General features: G+C 46.5%; 14 protein-coding genes. 7 read left to right on the top strand and 7 right to left on the bottom strand.

Features of this window, described 5'->3' with window-relative positions; all coding sequences use genetic code 11:
- The first annotated feature begins 134 nt into the window (after nucleotides 1-134).
- The gene (locus tag B156_RS0113375) at nucleotides 135-2,837 is read left to right on the top strand and encodes a S8 family serine peptidase (protein WP_018620236.1); all 2,703 of its coding nucleotides are present in this window, start codon (nucleotides 135-137) and stop codon (nucleotides 2,835-2,837) included.
- Between the two features lie 92 nt (nucleotides 2,838-2,929).
- Here B156_RS0113375 and B156_RS0113380 read toward each other — a convergent pair whose 3' ends face one another.
- Both B156_RS0113380 and B156_RS0113385 read right to left on the bottom strand, forming a co-directional pair.
- Nucleotides 2,930-4,540: a S8 family peptidase gene (locus B156_RS0113380; protein ID WP_245563732.1), complete on the bottom strand. Its 1,611-nt coding sequence runs from the start codon at nucleotides 4,538-4,540 to the stop codon at nucleotides 2,930-2,932.
- Between the two features lie 73 nt (nucleotides 4,541-4,613).
- A complete protein-coding gene (locus tag B156_RS0113385) occupies nucleotides 4,614-5,732 on the bottom strand; it encodes a DUF3500 domain-containing protein (RefSeq protein WP_018620238.1) in 1,119 nt (372 codons plus the stop codon).
- 176 nt (nucleotides 5,733-5,908) lie between these two features.
- On the opposite strand from B156_RS0113385, the gene B156_RS0113390 reads away from it, so the two are divergent.
- Nucleotides 5,909-7,018, top strand: coding sequence for an LBF_2804 family protein (locus B156_RS0113390; RefSeq protein ID WP_026260814.1), 1,110 nt, complete (start codon nucleotides 5,909-5,911; stop codon nucleotides 7,016-7,018).
- 18 nt (nucleotides 7,019-7,036) lie between these two features.
- On the opposite strand, the gene gldE is transcribed toward B156_RS0113390, so the two are convergent.
- The 3 genes from gldE to mutY form a co-directional block, all read right to left on the bottom strand.
- Complete coding sequence (gene gldE / locus B156_RS0113395) at nucleotides 7,037-8,377, bottom strand: gliding motility-associated protein GldE (RefSeq protein WP_018620240.1); 1,341 nt, start codon at nucleotides 8,375-8,377, stop codon at nucleotides 7,037-7,039.
- 41 nt (nucleotides 8,378-8,418) lie between these two features.
- On the bottom strand, nucleotides 8,419-8,952 hold the full coding sequence (locus B156_RS0113400; protein ID WP_018620241.1) for a single-stranded DNA-binding protein: 534 nt from the start codon (nucleotides 8,950-8,952) through the stop codon (nucleotides 8,419-8,421).
- A gap of 71 nt (nucleotides 8,953-9,023) precedes the next feature.
- Nucleotides 9,024-10,124: an A/G-specific adenine glycosylase gene (gene mutY, locus B156_RS0113405; RefSeq protein WP_018620242.1), complete on the bottom strand. Its 1,101-nt coding sequence runs from the start codon at nucleotides 10,122-10,124 to the stop codon at nucleotides 9,024-9,026.
- Nucleotides 10,125-10,261: 137 nt separating this feature from the next.
- On the opposite strand from mutY, the gene B156_RS0113410 reads away from it, so the two are divergent.
- The 3 genes from B156_RS0113410 (at nucleotide 10,262) to B156_RS0113420 (ending at nucleotide 13,393) form a co-directional block, all read left to right on the top strand.
- Complete coding sequence (locus B156_RS0113410) at nucleotides 10,262-10,564, top strand: HU family DNA-binding protein (RefSeq protein WP_018620243.1); 303 nt, start codon at nucleotides 10,262-10,264, stop codon at nucleotides 10,562-10,564.
- Nucleotides 10,565-10,617: 53 nt separating this feature from the next.
- Nucleotides 10,618-11,472, top strand: coding sequence for a tetratricopeptide repeat protein (locus B156_RS0113415; protein ID WP_018620244.1), 855 nt, complete (start codon nucleotides 10,618-10,620; stop codon nucleotides 11,470-11,472).
- A 358-nt stretch (nucleotides 11,473-11,830) separates the two neighbouring features.
- The gene (locus tag B156_RS0113420; protein ID WP_026260815.1) at nucleotides 11,831-13,393 is read left to right on the top strand and encodes an Rne/Rng family ribonuclease; all 1,563 of its coding nucleotides are present in this window, start codon (nucleotides 11,831-11,833) and stop codon (nucleotides 13,391-13,393) included.
- Between the two features lie 98 nt (nucleotides 13,394-13,491).
- Here the strand turns inward: B156_RS0113420 and B156_RS0113425 are convergent, their stop codons facing one another.
- Nucleotides 13,492-14,607: a lysophospholipid acyltransferase family protein gene (locus tag B156_RS0113425; RefSeq protein WP_018620246.1), complete on the bottom strand. Its 1,116-nt coding sequence runs from the start codon at nucleotides 14,605-14,607 to the stop codon at nucleotides 13,492-13,494.
- A 363-nt stretch (nucleotides 14,608-14,970) separates the two neighbouring features.
- Here B156_RS0113425 and B156_RS0113430 point away from each other — a divergent pair, with 363 nt between their 5' ends.
- Nucleotides 14,971-15,972: a LytTR family DNA-binding domain-containing protein gene (locus B156_RS0113430; RefSeq protein ID WP_018620247.1), complete on the top strand. Its 1,002-nt coding sequence runs from the start codon at nucleotides 14,971-14,973 to the stop codon at nucleotides 15,970-15,972.
- Nucleotides 15,973-16,482: 510 nt separating this feature from the next.
- On the opposite strand, the gene B156_RS0113435 is transcribed toward B156_RS0113430, so the two are convergent.
- Nucleotides 16,483-17,166 carry a LuxR family transcriptional regulator gene (locus B156_RS0113435; RefSeq protein WP_018620248.1) on the bottom strand — a complete coding sequence of 228 codons (684 nt, stop codon included), beginning with the start codon at nucleotides 17,164-17,166 and terminating at the stop codon, nucleotides 16,483-16,485.
- Between the two features lie 296 nt (nucleotides 17,167-17,462).
- Between B156_RS0113435 and B156_RS0113440 the strand changes: the two genes are divergently transcribed.
- Nucleotides 17,463-17,852 carry a hypothetical protein gene (locus B156_RS0113440; protein WP_018620249.1) on the top strand — a complete coding sequence of 130 codons (390 nt, stop codon included), beginning with the start codon at nucleotides 17,463-17,465 and terminating at the stop codon, nucleotides 17,850-17,852.
- Nucleotides 17,853-17,874: the final 22 nt, after the last annotated feature.

Here is a 17,874-nt window from a genome sequence, read left to right on the forward strand (position 1 = left end):
CTGGTCTAATAGGCCAGAAGAAGGCACTGTATAGAGGTAGATGGCTTTTTTGGCTGTTACTATGCCTGATTCTGGCGTCCATTAACGGTGTCGATAACCGCGTTCAGGCCCAGTCTACGGTTGTTGATGAGCCTTTGCTTTGGCAAAAAGAGATTATCAATCGGTACAGTCAGTTACGGAAAGAGACTATTCGCTTAGCAAAGCAACACACCTGGGAGCTCCGCAAAAACTATTCCAACCAGCGTATTCTGCAACTTCAGGGAGTTGATGCATTTGGCCAGCCAATTTATTATACCCTCCATAATGTTGAAGCAGCCCGTGGAACGCGAACACTTGCCTTGCAGGATGGCGGGGCGATACCCATCAATGTTTCGGGAAGTTTACCTGGCATGGCGGGCCGATTGGGTTTATGGGATGGCGGTCGTGTACTGGAATCTCACCAGGAGTTTGGTAATGCTGCGGGCAAATCGAGGGTACGCCAAAAAGATAGTGGAGCCTCCGTCAACAACCACGCAACGCACCTAGCGGGTACGCTTATTGGGCGAGGTGTTAATGAGCAGGCGAGGGGTATGGCGAATGAGGCTCAGTTATCCGTCTGGGACTATACAAATGACTTGGCTGAACTGGCTGTTGCGGCTCCCAATCTATTGGTTTCAAATCATGCTTACGGCCCTGTAACGGGCTGGGTATACAATGCGTCTCGGCCCGGCACTAACCCAGACCTTAAATGGGAGTGGTGGGGTAACACGGCCATTAGTACCACCGATGATTACCTGTTTGGATTTTATAATACCACCGTTCAGGACCTGGATCGACTGGGGTACAATAACCCGTTTTTTCTGATGGTTCGGTCGGCGGATAACAAACGGACGGAAACCGGACCACCCGCCGGAAGCCCCTATTTTCTAAAAGATTCAGCCGTTAAAAGCACTATTGTCCGTAATAGAAATGCTGATTACGATGTAATCCCAGCCGATGCTACGGCGAAAAACGTACTGACCGTTGGCGCGGCCGAGGTAAATTTTACCAGCCAGAATCAACCCGTTCTGATCGGGTCAACAGCTTATAGCGGCTGGGGACCGACGGATGATGGACGAATCAAACCCGATTTACTGGGCATTGGCTCGGATGTAATCTCGTCGGTAGCAACGGATGATGTAGCGTATGGCACGTATAGTGGTACCTCGATGGCATCAGCCAACGTATCGGGCTCCCTATTCCTGTTACAGGAATTGTATGCCCGCCAGCGGGCGGCCGGGTTACCGCAGAATGGTCAGTTTATGCGGGCGGCTACGCTGAAGGGGCTGGTTCTCCACACGGCCGACCGGCCTAATCCGGCCGCTGGTCCAGATTACAGGCAGGGCTGGGGTTTATTGAATACCGAAGCAGCCGCCCGGCTTTTACTGAATGAAAATCAGGCACATCTGGTACTGGAACAAAGTTTAGCTGCTGGTAAAACGATTAGCCGTAGTGTGATTGCGCAGGGAAATGAACCGCTTGTGATCACCTTAAGCTGGACCGATCCGGAAGGAATACCTACTCCTGTTGGCACGGGCGCGTTGAATAATCGTACTCCCAAGCTTGTTAACGACCTCGATGTTCGGTTAAGTGACGGTGTACGTACTACCTTTCCTTTCTCGCTTAATCCTGCTTATCCTGATAGAGCCGCTGGTCAAACCGATAATTTTCGTGACAATGTCGAGCAGATTTACCTGACTAACCCTGTTCCGGGAAAAACCTATACGCTTACGGTTTCACACAAGGGTACTATGCAGTACGCGAGCCAACCCTTTTCGCTTATTATTAGTGGTCAGAAGCGAGTGAACTGCCAGTTGGCCGTTTCTATCCAACCGGCAAAGGATACAGTCATCTGTAATGGAACCGTACTGCCATTACAGGCATCCACCACATCCGGAAATCTTAGTTATCAATGGCTGCGTGATGGTGTTATCGATGTAGCAACGACAGCTTCTGTCTATCAGGCAACAAAAGCGGGGACGTACATTCTGCGAATAACAAACAAAAATGGTTGCTCCGCTACTTCCCAGCCGGTACATGTGAAGACTGCAGCCGTTGACCTTAACCCACTGGGTAATCAGTGGCTCTGTAATCCAGATGAGTCTGTTCAGTTGAAAGCTATTCCCGTAAATGGTGTAACCATGCCGGGTGCCACGTTTAGCTGGTTGCTGAATAATACGGTTATTCCTCACGCAGCCGATAGCACATTCCGTGTTACCCAACCCGGGCGGTATCGGGTGAGGGTAGTTTATAAAGCGTGTCAGGTACTATCTGACGAAAAAACGGTTCTGGCCAGTTCGGTCAACAACCTTGATCTTGTTCCGGCAGGAGCAGAATTCAGGCTTCCTCCGGGCGCTACGCTAACGCTGAAAGTACCACAGGATACCTCTTACCAGTATCAATGGTATCGTAATAATGATTTGCTACCCAACGCTCGTACGTATTCACTGCTGGTTTCTCAGGCGGGTACGTACAGGGTGAGGGTAACGCAACATGCCTGCGTGGGCTATTCGACCGACCGAACTATATTGACAACTGTGTTGACGGCTACGGTCCCTGACCCAACCGGGCATTTTGGGATTTATCCCAATCCGGCAGAAACGATGCTGTATGTTCGTTACGCAAATCCGACGGCAAAACAGGTTCATCTTCAGGTCGTTGATTTGCAGGGCCGAGCATGGAACACGCCGGTTTCGCTGAATAACCAACTGGGAGAAACGCACGGTGCTATCACTATACAGTACTTACCACCCGGAGTCTACATCCTACAACTTTCGGAGGGAGACAAGACACAAACGGAACGATTTCTAAAAAATTAAGCCGGGAGTTTACTATCATTTTTGTACGATAGCAACGCCCGGCTTTTGTCTTACATAAACAGAATTTCGACTCCTGTTATACAGGTAACAACTTATTTGACTTTACTCGTACCCGTGCCCGACTCCTGGGCAATGGCCATTTTAACCGCATCGTACAGGTTAACGATTCCCCCCGATATCGATAGCGTATTGAATGCTACCGTATCCTCCGATTCGGGGCGGCTCACTTTCGTCGTATAAGGCGTTGACGATTGCATAATGATGCGTTTAATGTCGGCATACGTCAGCTTTGGAAAGTATGATTTCAGCACAGCCGCTACGCCCGCTACCACCGGCGAGGCCATGCTGGTACCGCTATTGTTTTCGTATTTGCTGCCCGGAACAGTTGAGTAAATATCTTTGCCCGGCGCAAACACGTCCACGTTTTGTTTGCCATAGTTGGAAAAACTGGCAATCAAATCAGGGGTGTTCGGCTCGGCACTGGCTCCCACTGTAATAACATTGGGAATGGCGGAACCATCAATAAACCGGGGCGATGGGTAGTTGGCCGCTGTGTCTATATCCTTGCCGTCATTCCCGGCGGCATGAATCATCAAAACACCTTTGGTAAGCGCATAGCGCTCGGCATCTTCAACGGTTTTGCGCTGGGGCGAATAGTCTTTCCCAAAACTCATGTTGATAATCTGGGCGCCATTGTCAACGGCGTACCGGATAGCATTGGCTACGTCCTTATCCCGTTCGTCGCCATCGGGAACGGCCCGAACCCCCATAATCTGCACGGCATCCGCTATGCCCATTATACCCAGGTTATTTGTCCGGTCGGCGCCAATAATGCCCGAAACGTGCGTACCATGATCGGGGTTCGCGCCGGAGATGTCAGCATTGCCGTAATCACGCTGGTTCATATCGTCCAGGTTGTCTCCTACTACAGAACGACCATCGAAGTCAGGATTGTAGTTGTACTCGGCGCGGGATTTTAACTGCTCGTTGGCTTTTTCAAGCTCAGCCATGACCACATCTGTATCGGCAGCTCCCTGCTGGCGTAGCAGGCGTAATATACCCTGTATTGGCCGTTTCAGAGCCGCATCCGATAGGGTATCGGCTGCTTTGCTCAAAGTCAGCGTATCGAGTTTGGTTACTTTCAATGCTTGTTTCAGGTTATCGACCGCCGTTGAAAACTGCGTATAAAACTGGCCTATTCCCTGATACTGCGCTTTGTACTGGGCTTGATTTTTTTCAAGCTCAGCCTTAACTTTCGTGTACAGATCGTATTCTTTCTGCTGATCTGGCTTTAGTGATTTCCGGTCTTTCCCCTCATAAGTGGGCTTGAGTTGCACATACAGCCGGGTTACTTCGGCTGTTTCGTGATCGACGTTACGACCGTCTTTACCACCGATGAAATTCCAGCCGTGTATGTCGTCTACATAGCCATTTTTATCATCGTCTTTGCCGTTGCCGGCTATTTCCTTCGGATTGACCCATAGTACCCGGCGGAGGTCTTCGTGCGTAGTGTCAATTCCGCCATCAATAACCGCCACCACAACGGGAGTTGGTTTGCGGTCTTTAAGCAATTCGCGATACGTCCGTTCAACGCTGATTCCAGCTGTTTTGTCGGTTTTATCCTGTAGGTACCACTGGGTTTGCTGCGCGGATGCGGCCATTGAAAGCAGGCAAATCGACGCGCTGATAAGGTGTTTCTTCATGAATTTGGAACAAAAAATCTCGACAAATTAAGAAGAAACAATCGAATTTTTTGGTTAAAAGTTGTTAAACGGACTAGGGTTTGCCATGCGTTACGTTCTTGTAGTGCTCCTGTAATAAATCTTCCCCAAAATCATTGGTCAAATCGCGCACAACTGTATGAATATGGTTGGCATTTGTTTGAGTGTTGTCGTACTCGATCAGAATCGTGGGGCCATGAATGCGGTAGTACCAGCCTTTTCCATCGCCCAGTTCTGGAGTCAGGTCACCAGCCCAGGCAAAACGAAGCTCATCCAGACCTGTCTTCTTGAGCTTGTCTAATTGTTGTTTAGCCAGGGTAACATGGTAGTTTTTCAGGTACGCCTGAAGCAGATCCATGAATAAGGCGCGTTGGTCCGGCTTCATATCGGCCATTTTTACCCCATCCATTCGCTCCATCGACGCTTTCCGTTTGTTACTGGTCATGATTTCGGGGTAAGCGACTGCATTTACAATGGCTTGCTTAAGCTGGTCCTGACTGAGTGATTTTAGCAGAGTAAACGCCTTATCGGTTTCCTGCCGCATAATTTGCCGGCCTTTCTGTGATAAATCGACGATACGCGGGTTTTGCATGCGTTTGTCGGCCATGCTGGAATCAAAAGCGAGAATAGCCGGATTAGTACCGAAAAAAGTTGGCGTCTGGGCGATTACCTTACCGGTTTGAGACAAAAAATGCAATGACAGATGGTGCCCTTCAATGCGCCAGCTCCAGGGGTTCTTATCGTCCGGGTCGCCGAAAATGGTGAACGAATAGTTTTCGGGGTCCCGATAAGTATCATTGGGAGGCCGGTTGTCAATTACCCGAAGCACGTTTTCGTTATCCATGATTGAGGTAACTTTATCGTATCCCTGCTGACTCAACCCCGTTTTGAGCATCGCCATTGCCGCGCTCTGTTGCTCCTTCGTCATTTGTTTTAGTGGCAGTCCTTTCCGTTCGCGGGGAACGAAGTGCCAGTTAAACCGTTCCTCATCGTTCAAAGGATAGGTGGCCTGCTTCTTTTGCTCAGGCGTAAGCTTGGTCATAAAGGCCGTTACAGCGTCCAGCATGTCATCTTTCACCCGTTTTTGAGCGGGGGAAGGGGCTACCTGCCCAATGGCTGGCGGGGCAAATGGACTGGCCAACAGGCAACTGCAAAATAAAAAAATGTACTTCATAAGAGAACTGGTTTATACGCTACCCTGTAAAGTATCCCAAACGCTGCATTTACCTATTTACCCTTTAAGCAGAAGATACCAGTTCTACAGTGCCTGATTTATTATATCAGGCTGTTTGCCAACAACATCAGTGCTTTGGTAGTTTAACTAGGCAAGCCACCACCCGAATAGAAACTATGTCTACCCGGCCACCTGACAATAACACCGGTCCATTCGACCATCTGTCAATGCGCTATCTGCGGCAGGCACTCGAGATGCCTCATCCGACTGATGAGCCGTATGTGTTGAATGATTTCGAATACCGGGTTGTTCGTCGTACGAAGAATCTTGTTTTGACCTTGTCTGTTTTGCTGGGGTCGTTAGGTGTTTTGGCCTTTTTTCTGCCGCAGCAAAACTGGCCCGATACATTCAGCACTACGTCAATTTCTATTCTTGGTCAACCTTACCAATTGCCCCTTGTCAACTCACTATACGCTCTGCTACTGGCTTACCTGGAAGTGAACATTTTATTGTCGTTAAGCGGCTGGGGAGTGAAGATGATTATGGAGGTGTGCCAGTTTCCCCGTGCTCATGATGCCCAGTACGAACGTCATATACAGGCACTGGCCGATGAAACGCCCGGTAAGTCACGGGCAGGTTTTTTCCGTTTGGGGCTTGACCCGTACCTGACAATGCCCCGGTGGGGATTACCTATTTTCTTTCTGATCAATATCCTGAAAGCAACCTTCACTATGCTGGTTATACAGCTTGTGCTGGGGCAGTTTTTAGATGCGTATACACTGCGTCAAACTATTGAGTCGTTGTCAGTACCTGTTTTCGCGTTCTGGAATGGTTGGGCTGCCTGGCAGGTGTTGCACGAAGCACAAATCAGGGTAATGGCCCCCACTACAATCCGGGAGTTTGTCCATGAACTACACGAAGAGTGGGGTAAGAACGATCAGTTTTCCCCAATAATTATGGAAGCGTTGCAGTATACGTGTATTCTGACGGGTCCGGTTAGTTATGCCCACTTCCTGTTGACTGAAACGATTGTAAACCAATTTGGCCTTTCGGCTGATGCACCATTGAAGGGCCACTTCACTGAACAGCTACGCACATTACCCCTCCCGGTACGCCATAGTCTGGAACGACTTGTTGTTTTTGCCTCCCTGGTTGACGGGCGATTATCTTGGAGCGAAAAAAGGCGTTTGCGAATCCTGCGGCAAAGAGGGTTTCTAACTTACTCGGCTAATGAAATTCAGCGTATCAGTACCGACTATAATCAGGGCAGAGGGTTATGGGTGTGAGTACCATGATCCCGGCGACTATGTCTTTTCAACCAGGTCGTTCTTTCTGACACGAACTTCATTAATACGCTTATCATCGGCTGACAGTACCTGGAAAACAAAGCCTTCGTAGTTAATTTCTTCACCAGCCTGGGGAAGATTTTTGAATAGTTCGAGCAACAACCCACCCAGCGATTCACTATCTCCCTGAACAGCTTCAAAGGTGGTAGCTTCTACATTTAGTACCCGGCACACATCAGATATCGACATTTTTCCTTCGAATACCACCGTACGGGCATCCTCTCGCCGGTAACCAACGGCTGTATCATCGTCAAACTCATCATTGATGTCGCCAAAAATTTCCTCGATAATGTCTTCCAGCGTTACCAGACCGCGAGTTCCTCCATATTCATCAACTACGATGGCCATGTGAACCCGCCGTTTTTGAAAATCCTGAAGTAAGTCGTCTACTTTCTTGTTCTCAGGAATAAAAAAGGCGGGGCGTACCAACGATTTCCATTGAAACGAGTCATCCTGATAAATGTGGGGGAGCAGGTCTTTTATGTATAGAACGCCTTCAATCTGATCCAGGGATTCGCCGTAAACTGGCACGCGTGAGTAACCCGATGCATTTATTTGAGCTAATAGCTCACTAAACACCAGATTATCGGTCACTGCCGATATATCCAGCCTTGCCCGCATCACCTGCCGGGCTGTTAGATTACTAAAGTTAACAATACCTTTTAAAATTTCCTTCTCCTCATTTGTGGCACTGGCCCCCGTTAACTCGACGGCCTGACTTAGCTCTTCCACGGATAGTTTATATCCGCGTCGCTGTATTCGCTTATCAATCTGATTGCTCAAGTTAACCAGCAGTATAGCAAGCGGACGGAAGATAGCCAGCCCAATCTGGGCCAGTCGGGCTGTTCGGCGGGCCACGGTCAGATTATTCTGACTGGCATACACCTTTGGTATTATTTCGCCAAACAGTACGATTGCTATCGTTATAGCTACCGTCATGGCAGTAAGTATCCAGCCCGACCCTCGCGATAGCTGGGAAAACTCCCAGGTGAGGTAAGTGACAATAACAACAATGGCAATATTCAGCAAATTATTGAAAATGACCAGCGAAGCCAACAGCCGTTTGGGGCGTTCCAGGAGTACGGCAATGCGTTGGTCGGCGGGCTGACTACTGGAGCGGCAGGCAGTCCGGTCGTCGGGTGAAAGCGAAAAAAAAGCAGCTTCTGAGGCTGATATCAAACCGGCTACAGTTACCAGCAGGAGTACCAACGCCGTGTAGGGGCCGTATAAATCAAAATAGGTGCCCAAGCCATCAGCGGCTTGGAGCACCTGTCGAGGAAGGGGGTCACCAGGATCCATGTATATCAAATCTCGTTCAACAATCGGAAGCGCGGGACGGATTAAAAGGGTAAATCATCATCGCCACTGTTGCTCTCAAACTGTACCGGCTCCGGTTCCCGACGGCGATCCGGCGTTGCGGCAGGCTGTTGCCTAGAAGCCGCAGCAGCGGGTTGCTGGCGAGCCTGTTGGGGCGCGGGTGCTGCCTGCGCTGGGGCCGCCTGCTGGCGGGGGGCTTCGTACGAATTTTCTTCTTGACGCTCATTGGGGCTTCCCAGCAGTTGCATTGTACTGGCCCGAACGCGCAGCGATGTTCGCTCTTTTCCTTCTTTGTCCGTCCACAACTCCGTCCGAAGCCGACCTTCGACATAAACGGAATTGCCTTTCTTTAAAAATTTCTCAGCCACCTTAGCCTGCTCATTCCATAGTTCAACCCGAAACCATTCTGTCTGCTCAACTTTCTCTCCACTCCGGTTGGTATATTTTTCGGTGGTAGCCACATTGAAGGTCGCTACTACAGCCCCTCCATCCAGATACCGTACTTCAGGATCGGCACCCAGGTTGCCGATTATTGTCATTTTGTTAAGACTGGCCATACACTTTTTTTGAATAATTACGGAGAAAATCGTAGTGTTTAAGAAGACTAAAGATACTGAAATATACCGACTTATCCAAACAGGGTATCCAAATAGTTTGTGACGATTACTGGCTTGGGAAGTTGGTTGATTTCATCACGATTATACCACGTCAAATAAGGTGGTAAATCTACGGTTGGTACGTCGATAAGGTAGAATCGGGCGTTGATTCGCTGGTGCGATAATAACTGAACTGCTTCTATCGGTGAAGCGGCTAAGTCACCCCCCTGCACTAACGCGTAAACAGGATCAGGAGAGGGTATATGCTGTATAAGGTCGGTGATGTTTAGAACTTTAGGTTGTTCGAACTCGTGTTCAATCAGGTAAAAATCATACAGATTTTGCCATACATCACGGGTCGTTCGTTCTCTAAGTGCGAGTTTTCCATTGTGCCTGAGAACAAGATACGTGAAGAATCGTTGACGGACGGATGGTTTTTTCGATTTTACGGGCAAGCGATGCTGGCTTCCGGTTAGATAGGCAACGCAGGCCTGCTGTAAAGGGCACAATAAACAATCGGGGCCGGTAGGAGTACACTGGATAGCACCGAACTCCATAATGGCCTGGTTATAGGTGGCCGGATCGGTAGCTGATTGAATCAACCGCGCAGCTAACGCAGCAAATGTCTTTTTTGCGGTCGTCGTGGTAATGTCTTCTTTGATGCCATATACCCGGGCCAGTACCCTATAAACGTTCCCATCGACAACCGGCACTCGCTCACCAAAAGCAAACGAAGCAATAGCGGCAGCTGTATAAACGCCTATACCCTTCATTTTCAGTAAGTCATGATAATTTGAGGGGAACTTTTTATCTAAATGTGTCGTTATAAATCGAGCCGTCTGATGCAGGTTTCGGGCGCGGGAATAGTAACCCAGTCCCTGCCATAAACGGAGTAATTCACGCTCATCTGCCTGAGCCATATGGGCAACAGTTGGATAAGCATCCACAAACCGTTCGTAGTACGGTTTTCCCTGGGCTACGCGGGTTTGTTGTAGGATTACTTCCGACAACCAGATGCGGTAAGGGTCTGTGGTGTGACGCCAGGGCAGGTTTCGTTTATGAATAGTGTACCACTGCTCAAGAGTGGGAGCGAACGTGGTTTCGATGTCGTTAAGGTCTGATTGCCAATTCAAAATAAAAGAAAAAAACGGCTGATAGCCGGAAAAACGTAAGTCAGGATTTTTAAAGTTAGGGGAAAGCTCTACCTTTGTGCTCCCATTTTGAGACCCAAATTTTCAACAATACAGTAAACGTTAAAGTTTAAGAAGTCGTGACGAAAGCAGATGTAATTGCCGAGATCGCCGATAAGACCGGTATTGATAAGGCAGAAGTAACAAATACCCTAGAGACTTTCTTTTCAGTAGTTAAGGACTCATTGGCCGAAGGAGAGAATATTTACGTGAGGGGGTTCGGCAGTTTCATCAATAAGAAACGCGCTCAGAAGGTTGCCAGGAACATTTCCAAGAATACCGCTATGGTAATTGAAGAACATTTTATTCCCAGCTTTAAACCAGCGAAAGTTTTTGTAGAGCAGGTTAAAACCAGTGACAAAGCTAAAGTAGCTGCTGAATAGCCAAATCTGTTAGACTTGTGAAGCCAGGCGTTTTCTGGTAGTTGATACCCATTATGAATAAATTCGTTTTGCTTGTTGTCCTTTTAGCTGCGTCCCTGACGGTAGGATTGTATACCCTGCCAACAGTGGTCGTGCAAAATGAAAATAAACAAATTGAAGGGGGGCATACTGCACAAACGCCTGGCTCTGGTCAGTCTGGTACTGATTCGCCCGAAATAACTGGTAATGGTTCACCAGCTCACGAGAAACCGCTGGAGCCAAAACAACAAAAACAGTTAGAAACGCTACAGGCTGAGTTTGCCAGTGCCAGTTCAGCCCAGAAAGAAAGTGTTGGTGAAAAGCTGATTGCTCTGTTTCGGGATGTAACACGGTATGACAGTGCTGCACATTACGCCGATTTACTGGCGCAGGTGCAGCCAACGGAGAAAAACCTGCTGCGGGCTGGAGATAGTTATTTTGAAGCCTATACGTTTGCTGTCGATGCTAAGAAAACAGCATTTCTGGGCGAGAAAACGCGGGACTTCTATGGGCAGGCGCTGGCTAAAAATCCAGACTTGCTGTCGGCAAAGGCTAATATGGCAATGACTTACGTAAACACAGAAAACCCGATGCAGGGAATTATGCTGTTGCGTGAGGTGATTAAGCAGGATCCAACCAATGAGTTAGCCCTCTTTAATTTAGGATTGCTGGCCATGCGCTCTAATCAACATGAAAAAGCAGTTGAGCGATTCCGGCAAATTTTGGTGAACAACCCATCGAGCCGGAAAGCGCAGTTTTATTTGGGCATCAGTTTAGCGGAAGCCGGCCAGAAAGTGGAAGCGAGGCAGGTACTCGCCCAGGTGAAGAAACAGGAAAAAGATCCGCAAATTCTTGCCGCAGTGCGCGAGTACGAAGAGCGGCTAAAGTGAGTTCAACCGGTTATTGCGTAACGTAAGGTTACCGATAAACGAAAAAGTAGAAAGGGTCATACCGAGTGGTGGGCCGACATGTATTTCAACCATTAAATTTTCATACACTATGCCTTGCGGTAAAAAACGGAAACGGCACAAGATTGCCACGCACAAGCGGAAAAAACGGCTAAGAAAAAATCGGCATAAGAAGAAATAGTTATTAGTTTGTCGTGTATGATTGATTGTTCTGCGTAAGCCAGCTATCAGCCATATACGACAAACAGTAAACTTGCTCGCGGAAGCTTCGGCCGGTCTGTAAAGCCCGAACGTGGCTTCTTTCTTTTTATATAGCCATTCTTAACCGTACATTCATCTTGTGAGTAATGAATTAGTTATCAGTTCGACTCAGAAAGGTGATCGGATTGCGCTCTTGCAAAACAAGAGATTGCTGGAGTATCACGAAGAAGAGTTAGACAGCAGCTTTACCGTTGGCGATCTATACTTAGGAACAGTCAAAAAATTATCATCGGGACTTAACGCTGCTTTTGTAGATGTAGGTCACGAGAAAGACGGTTTCCTGCATTATCAGGACTTAGGGCCGAATGTTAATTCGCTCAATAAGCTTGTTAAAGATGTAATTGCCAAGCGAGTCAGTACAGGGCGTATCAGTGGTATGACTCTGGAACCACCCATCGATAAAATAGGCAAAATCGACAAGGTACTGACTAAAAATGCGCCTATTCTGGTTCAGGTGGTCAAAGAACCCATCTCAACCAAAGGGCCACGCCTTTCCTGCGACATTTCAATAGCGGGCCGGTACTTAGTCCTGGTCCCCTTCTCTGACGGTGTAAACCTTTCCAAGAAAATTACTGATCGCGCTGAGCGCTCGCGTCTTATACGCCTGATGTCGTCGTTAAAACCGCAGAACTTCGGTGTTATCGTTCGAACTGTAGCACAGGATAAGGACGTAGAAGAACTTGACCGCGATTTGCAAAATTCACTCGCCAAGTGGGATCAGGCCATACAATCACTGGCCGATGCCAAACCCCGGGACCGGGTACTGGGCGAAATGAATCGGGCATCGTCTATTCTGCGCGATATGCTCAATGAATCGTTTGAGAGTATTACGGTCGATACAAAGGAGTCCTTCGACGAAATCAGAGATTTCATTCATACTATTGCCCCTGACAAGGAGAAAATTGTAAAACTTTACAATGGTAAATCTAAGGTTTTCGAAGCATTAGGCCTCGAAAAACAACTAAAGTCGTTATTTGGTCGATCCGTAAGCTTGCCCGGTGGCGGTTATCTGATTATTGAGCATACAGAAGCCCTACACGTTATTGATGTCAATAGCGGCAATAAATCAAATTCTGAAGAGGATCAGGAAGCAACGGCCATCAGCGTAAACCGTGAGGCTGCGAAAGAGATTGCCCGGCAACTTCGGTTGCGTGACATGGGAGGGATTATAGTGGTCGATTTCATCGACATGAAGAAAGCAGAGAACAAAAAGTTACTGCAGGATATCATGCGGGATGAAATGAAACCGGAACGCTCGAAATTTACGATTCTTCCCCTCACCAAATTTGGGCTGATGCAGATTACCCGTCAGCGCGTCCGGCCCGAAATGAACATTGTTACCAGGGAAGTATGTCCAACTTGTGGTGGTACGGGAACTATCCAGGCCAGCGTTCTGGTAACGGATATAATTGAAAACAACCTTGATTATATTCTCACGAAGCAGAATGAGCAGGGTATCTCTATTTCAATGAACCCGTTTCTTTATGCGTACTATACCAAAGGTATTTACTCAAAGCAGATACAGTGGTACGTGAAGTACAAGACCTGGATTAAATTGGTCAGAGATAGCTCACTGGGGATGGTCAACTTCAAGTTCTTCAACAAATTAGGGGATGAGATTGAAGTAAGCAGTAATACCTGACGATATAGTAAAAATTTACTATACCCTATACTTAAAACACCGGGCCTGATTTACTAATAAATCAGGCCCGGTGTTTTAAGTATAGGGTATGAGAATAATTAATGAATTATCTCCATGCTTACTAACTCAGTAAATATTTCTTCACCCACTACTTCTTCGACTGAATCTACCGTATGGATGTTCAGCAGTAGGTCCTTTAAATCTTCTGTAATCTCAAACGTTTGGTAAAGCTGCCGGTCGAACAGGATAGGGGCCTGCTCAAAATCACACAACGTGTAGCGTTTCTCATTGAACGTGAGACGCTCGCTAGGATAGCCAAAGAAGGGGTTTTTACGAACTTCTGGTTGTAAAAACAAATGAATGTAGTTCCAGCCTTCCCATTGGCCTGGATACCGCTTTAGGTATGACCAAAAACCATCGTAAAGCTGTTGCATAACCTCCTGGCAGTACATCTCCCGATCACTTTTAGTAATGGGGCGAATCGGCTTGAGACAGTGCAGCACATTTGTCATATCATTCTCCCGATAATTTACTACCGGTACGATAGGTACATTTGTGGCGTGCGATAAATACCCAACCCCTTTCCGCGTGAGCAGCTGTCGTGAACCAAAGCGAACCGACAAAAACTGCGATTCTTCTCCTGCTTCAGGACCCGTTTCCGGGCTACCGTCTACATACACGATTAATGATTTCCCGGCCTTTAGTTCCCGCATTATGGTTAAGCCAGCTGCGGGACTCCCAGCCTCAACTACCCGGAAAACATTTGTTAGACTATGCTTCCTGCGTAGTGCCTCAATATGCTCCGTCATGTCACCCCCCTGGGTACGGTTCATGTTGTTACCAACAAGTAGAACACAGTCGACACCGTTTCTAAAAAGCACACTTGTCAACAATCGGTAGGAACCGAGATGGTAGGTGCAGTAAATTTTAGGACTGGACTCTTTTTTCAGTAAATAATGATCACCCCGGACCTTTATCAGTTCAGCAGCCGTGAGGCACTGCTGATCGAATGTTGTATATATTTGCTGCAGCAATAACTCCCTGAAAAGGCTCTTATGATCCTCGCGGGGTATTAAGGGCATAATATTCTCAACATTGGCGGAGAAAGTGGTGAACTTCATTAGGTAGCCCCGCTCCTTTGACAGGTCTATCTTTTCGAATTGTTCACGACAGCGCGCTAACTCCTGGTCATAAAGTTGCCGTGTAGTTAGCATGATTTTTGCTGGCTAAGATTAAAGGGAGAAAACGGGAGTTGAAAACCGATTTAGGTCTGGCCCCATTGCACAGCATTCTGAAAGAAGTGAAAATTTTAGGATGCTGTTCCGTTCTTTTTTTGCTGTCAAAGAGTTGATTTTTTTCAGTGACTGGGCTGGCTTGATGCTGAATTGATTTTTCATGATATGTTTAATTAGAATGATTTGATTGCTTTGTTTATCAAGGTGGCGTTGCCTACCTTTTTGTTGATACAAAGCTACTGGCCATTCCAAGGGGCATCAATCACAAAAAAGTCACATTGGACAGTTGTGTTTAGTTAAATATTACTACTATATTAGTCTCTGATTTTATTAATGTACCCAATGAAAGAGATTCGCCTTACCAAGAGCTTCCTGCGCAATCCGATGAACAGTGTGTATATACTGCTGGTCATCTATTTGCTATTGGAAGCTGCATCCTGGTCTATAGGCTCTGATATTAAAGTTGCCCGGGTACAGGAAGCAGGTGGCTTTTTAAAGTACATTGGGCGCGTTAGTCGGGAAATACTCTTTCCTGAGTTATGTACCTTATTTATCGTTATTTCTCTTCTCAATCGGACTCACACGTGGTTGAAACTGAAAACCGTCAAGTACAAATGGGAGGCCATTGGACAATATGAATTGAAATTTTTCCCTTTTCTGCTTGTTTCATTCCTTGTATTTAATCCTGTTACCCAGAGTGTACGGTATCTCTTAGAACAATATCAAGCTTACTCATTCGACGATTATTGGAATAACTACATGCTGAAAACATTTACCTGGCACTACTATTTTCTGTACCTGTTGCCTGTTTTGCTAATTGGCTATACTTCACTCAATATTTCACTCCTCCAGGACTATCTAAAACAGCGTCGGGAAGCGCAGGAAGCTGCCGAAGCCGAAGCCGCCAAAGCTGCTCAAAAGGTCCTGGCTTTATCTGAAACCTTCTCTCCAAAGCCGACCGTTGCTTCATCCCATCTATCGTACCTTAAAGGTAAGAGTGCGTTGGGTGAACTGGATTTTCCGGTCAATGAAGTGTACTACTTTACCGTCGAAGATCGTTTTTACTATGCTGAATCCATAAAAGAGCGGTATATGGTCAGTAAGACATTGAATGAACTCGAAACTGAACTAGACCCTACCCAATTCTTTCGGATTAAGCGCGATTATATTGTTAACCGGCAGGCTGTATTACATTATTCCTACTGGGAAAATGGCAAGTATATCGTTAACTTGAACACGCCTGATCAACACGAAATAATTGTTCCTCGTGTTCGGATGCATGAGTTCAGAGAATGGCTTCAAGGACGTGATGCCAGTAAGACCGAGCCTGCCAATTTGGTCTAAATAGCTGCCGTTTCCGGCAACTCGTCCATTCACCTTCGCCCTAAACGCCGACTAGTTCTCCAGGGTAATAGTAAGTAAGTTTCCTGCACCTTTCTGAGCGAATATCGTTCGTCACTTTATTCTAACATATGATTACCGTTTGAAATCACCCATTTTATGTGTGATTTCACCTATTTTGACAGAATCTATTATTATTCAATCAGGCGAAATAGCCTTTTCACATAAGGACAATTTGATTCCTACTTTCAAAACTCTCTGTTTTTAACTGAGTAAACTACCTATTCTGCCTGGTTAGAACCACCTTTGGATTTTGAACCATCTATTACCCGTTAGCCCCGGTAGATCAGCTATCCTTTGCCTGGAAAAAGCAATAGCACCCTTCCATTGAAAGAAGGATGCTACGATGCAGGGTTGCTAAATTTCCTACCCTGTACTATTAGGTACGCAATGTAAAGGAGGATGGAAAAGCCTGGAAAAGGAGTAGATGAAAAGCACAATCACTCACCTATATCAGAGGTAATTCCTAACGGAAACACTATAACGCGGCAATTGTCGACAACTATCCAAATTTAGTTTGTGAGTAATATTGGCCTTATGGTTCACAGCTGTTCGGTAACTAATATTTAATTGATCAGCGATTTCGCCGGACGTAAATCCGCTGGCAATCATGCGTAATACTTCCCGTTCGCGTTCTGATAGACGATTCAGCTCTTCACGGGTAGACTCTGAAATCACATCGACACCAAAATTTCGAAGTAAATTCATGAATCCATTACTGTAGTAGCAACCTCCGTTACTAACTGTTTGAAAGCATTGGTACAATTCGTCCAATCCGTCCGTAGCATATAGAAAACCGTAGAAGCCTTTTTGCATAGCCTTCGCCAACATCCTAAAGTCAGGCTTGCGTGTGTAAAGGATGAACTTTGTTGCTTGCATCTGCTCAACAATGTCGAAACCGTGTTCATACGAGATGTCTGATTCCAGAATGACACAGTTGGGACGCTTTACTCTTATCTGTCGAAGAGTGTCTTCTAACTCAACAGCCCGGCCAACTACGTTATAGCCTTGCTCTTTCAATAGTTGACTCAACACTTCACAGTTAAAGATTTCAGATTGGGCGACAAGGATTGAAAAGTCCCTACGACGAATAGCAAATTGTCTAGCGCCCTCCTGGACACTGGTAGATGGATTCATGATGGTTTACATATTATGGGTGCATGAATGTAATACCAAAATGATGATTTTGGTAACACTATATAAATAAAATTCCTATTTCCTTCATGAGGAACAGGAAACCTAGCTTGAATGGAATGACGTGACTTGAATGAAAAAAGGTTATTTAAGCCCTTGGCTCACGGTGATTTCAGGCTTTTTAGGTGATTTCACACCCAAAATGAGTGATTTCACGCAAAGTGATTTGCTTTAACCTCTACTAGCATGATATTTTTGATTGACTCAAACGAAAATAGTATATTTAATTTAGTAGGGTAATGAATCAACAAGAATCAGCAATCGTCTCTGGCTACGAAGCCTCAGTTGAGGAAGTTCAGAAGGTAGTCAAAGAGTGGGCAACTGTAACAGAAGCATTTCATCGTCGTTATGCCAAACTGAATCAAGTTATCAATTCATTACACACTACAGCTCGTCAGCAGCCTAATGCTACGGTTAACCGGGTCCGGTTACGCAAACTCATGGAGTTACGTGACCATATGAGTGATATTCTGATGACATTACTACTGGATATGTCAGGCAAAAAACCTGGTCGTTCTTTGCAACCTTCCAAATCTGGTCAGCTTCACTCCCATGTTAGTCTACTCGATGAGATGAACCGGAAAATCGATGCTGAATTGATTAGCTTTACCACGGTAGCGCAGGCATAGCGTTCACCTTTCCTTTTTGATA

The sequence above is a fragment of the Spirosoma luteum DSM 19990 genome (assembly GCF_000374065.1).
GTDB lineage: Bacteria > Bacteroidota > Bacteroidia > Cytophagales > Spirosomataceae > Spirosoma > Spirosoma luteum.

What these genes read in the sequence shown, in the direction of transcription:
- B156_RS0113380 (WP_245563732.1), bottom strand. Translation starts at nt 4,540, where the DNA reads ATGAAGAAACACCTTATCAGCGCGTCGATTTGCCTGCTTTCAATGGCC.
- B156_RS0113385 (WP_018620238.1), bottom strand. Translation starts at nt 5,732, where the DNA reads ATGAAGTACATTTTTTTATTTTGCAGTTGCCTGTTGGCCAGTCCATTT.
- B156_RS0113390 (WP_026260814.1), top strand. Translation starts at nt 5,909, where the DNA reads ATGTCTACCCGGCCACCTGACAATAACACCGGTCCATTCGACCATCTG.
- gldE (WP_018620240.1), bottom strand. Translation starts at nt 8,377, where the DNA reads ATGGATCCTGGTGACCCCCTTCCTCGACAGGTGCTCCAAGCCGCTGAT.
- B156_RS0113400 (WP_018620241.1), bottom strand. Translation starts at nt 8,952, where the DNA reads ATGGCCAGTCTTAACAAAATGACAATAATCGGCAACCTGGGTGCCGAT.
- B156_RS0113415 (WP_018620244.1), top strand. Translation starts at nt 10,618, where the DNA reads ATGAATAAATTCGTTTTGCTTGTTGTCCTTTTAGCTGCGTCCCTGACG.
- B156_RS0113425 (WP_018620246.1), bottom strand. Translation starts at nt 14,607, where the DNA reads ATGCTAACTACACGGCAACTTTATGACCAGGAGTTAGCGCGCTGTCGT.
- B156_RS0113430 (WP_018620247.1), top strand. Translation starts at nt 14,971, where the DNA reads ATGAAAGAGATTCGCCTTACCAAGAGCTTCCTGCGCAATCCGATGAAC.
- B156_RS0113435 (WP_018620248.1), bottom strand. Translation starts at nt 17,166, where the DNA reads ATGAATCCATCTACCAGTGTCCAGGAGGGCGCTAGACAATTTGCTATT.
- B156_RS0113440 (WP_018620249.1), top strand. Translation starts at nt 17,463, where the DNA reads ATGAATCAACAAGAATCAGCAATCGTCTCTGGCTACGAAGCCTCAGTT.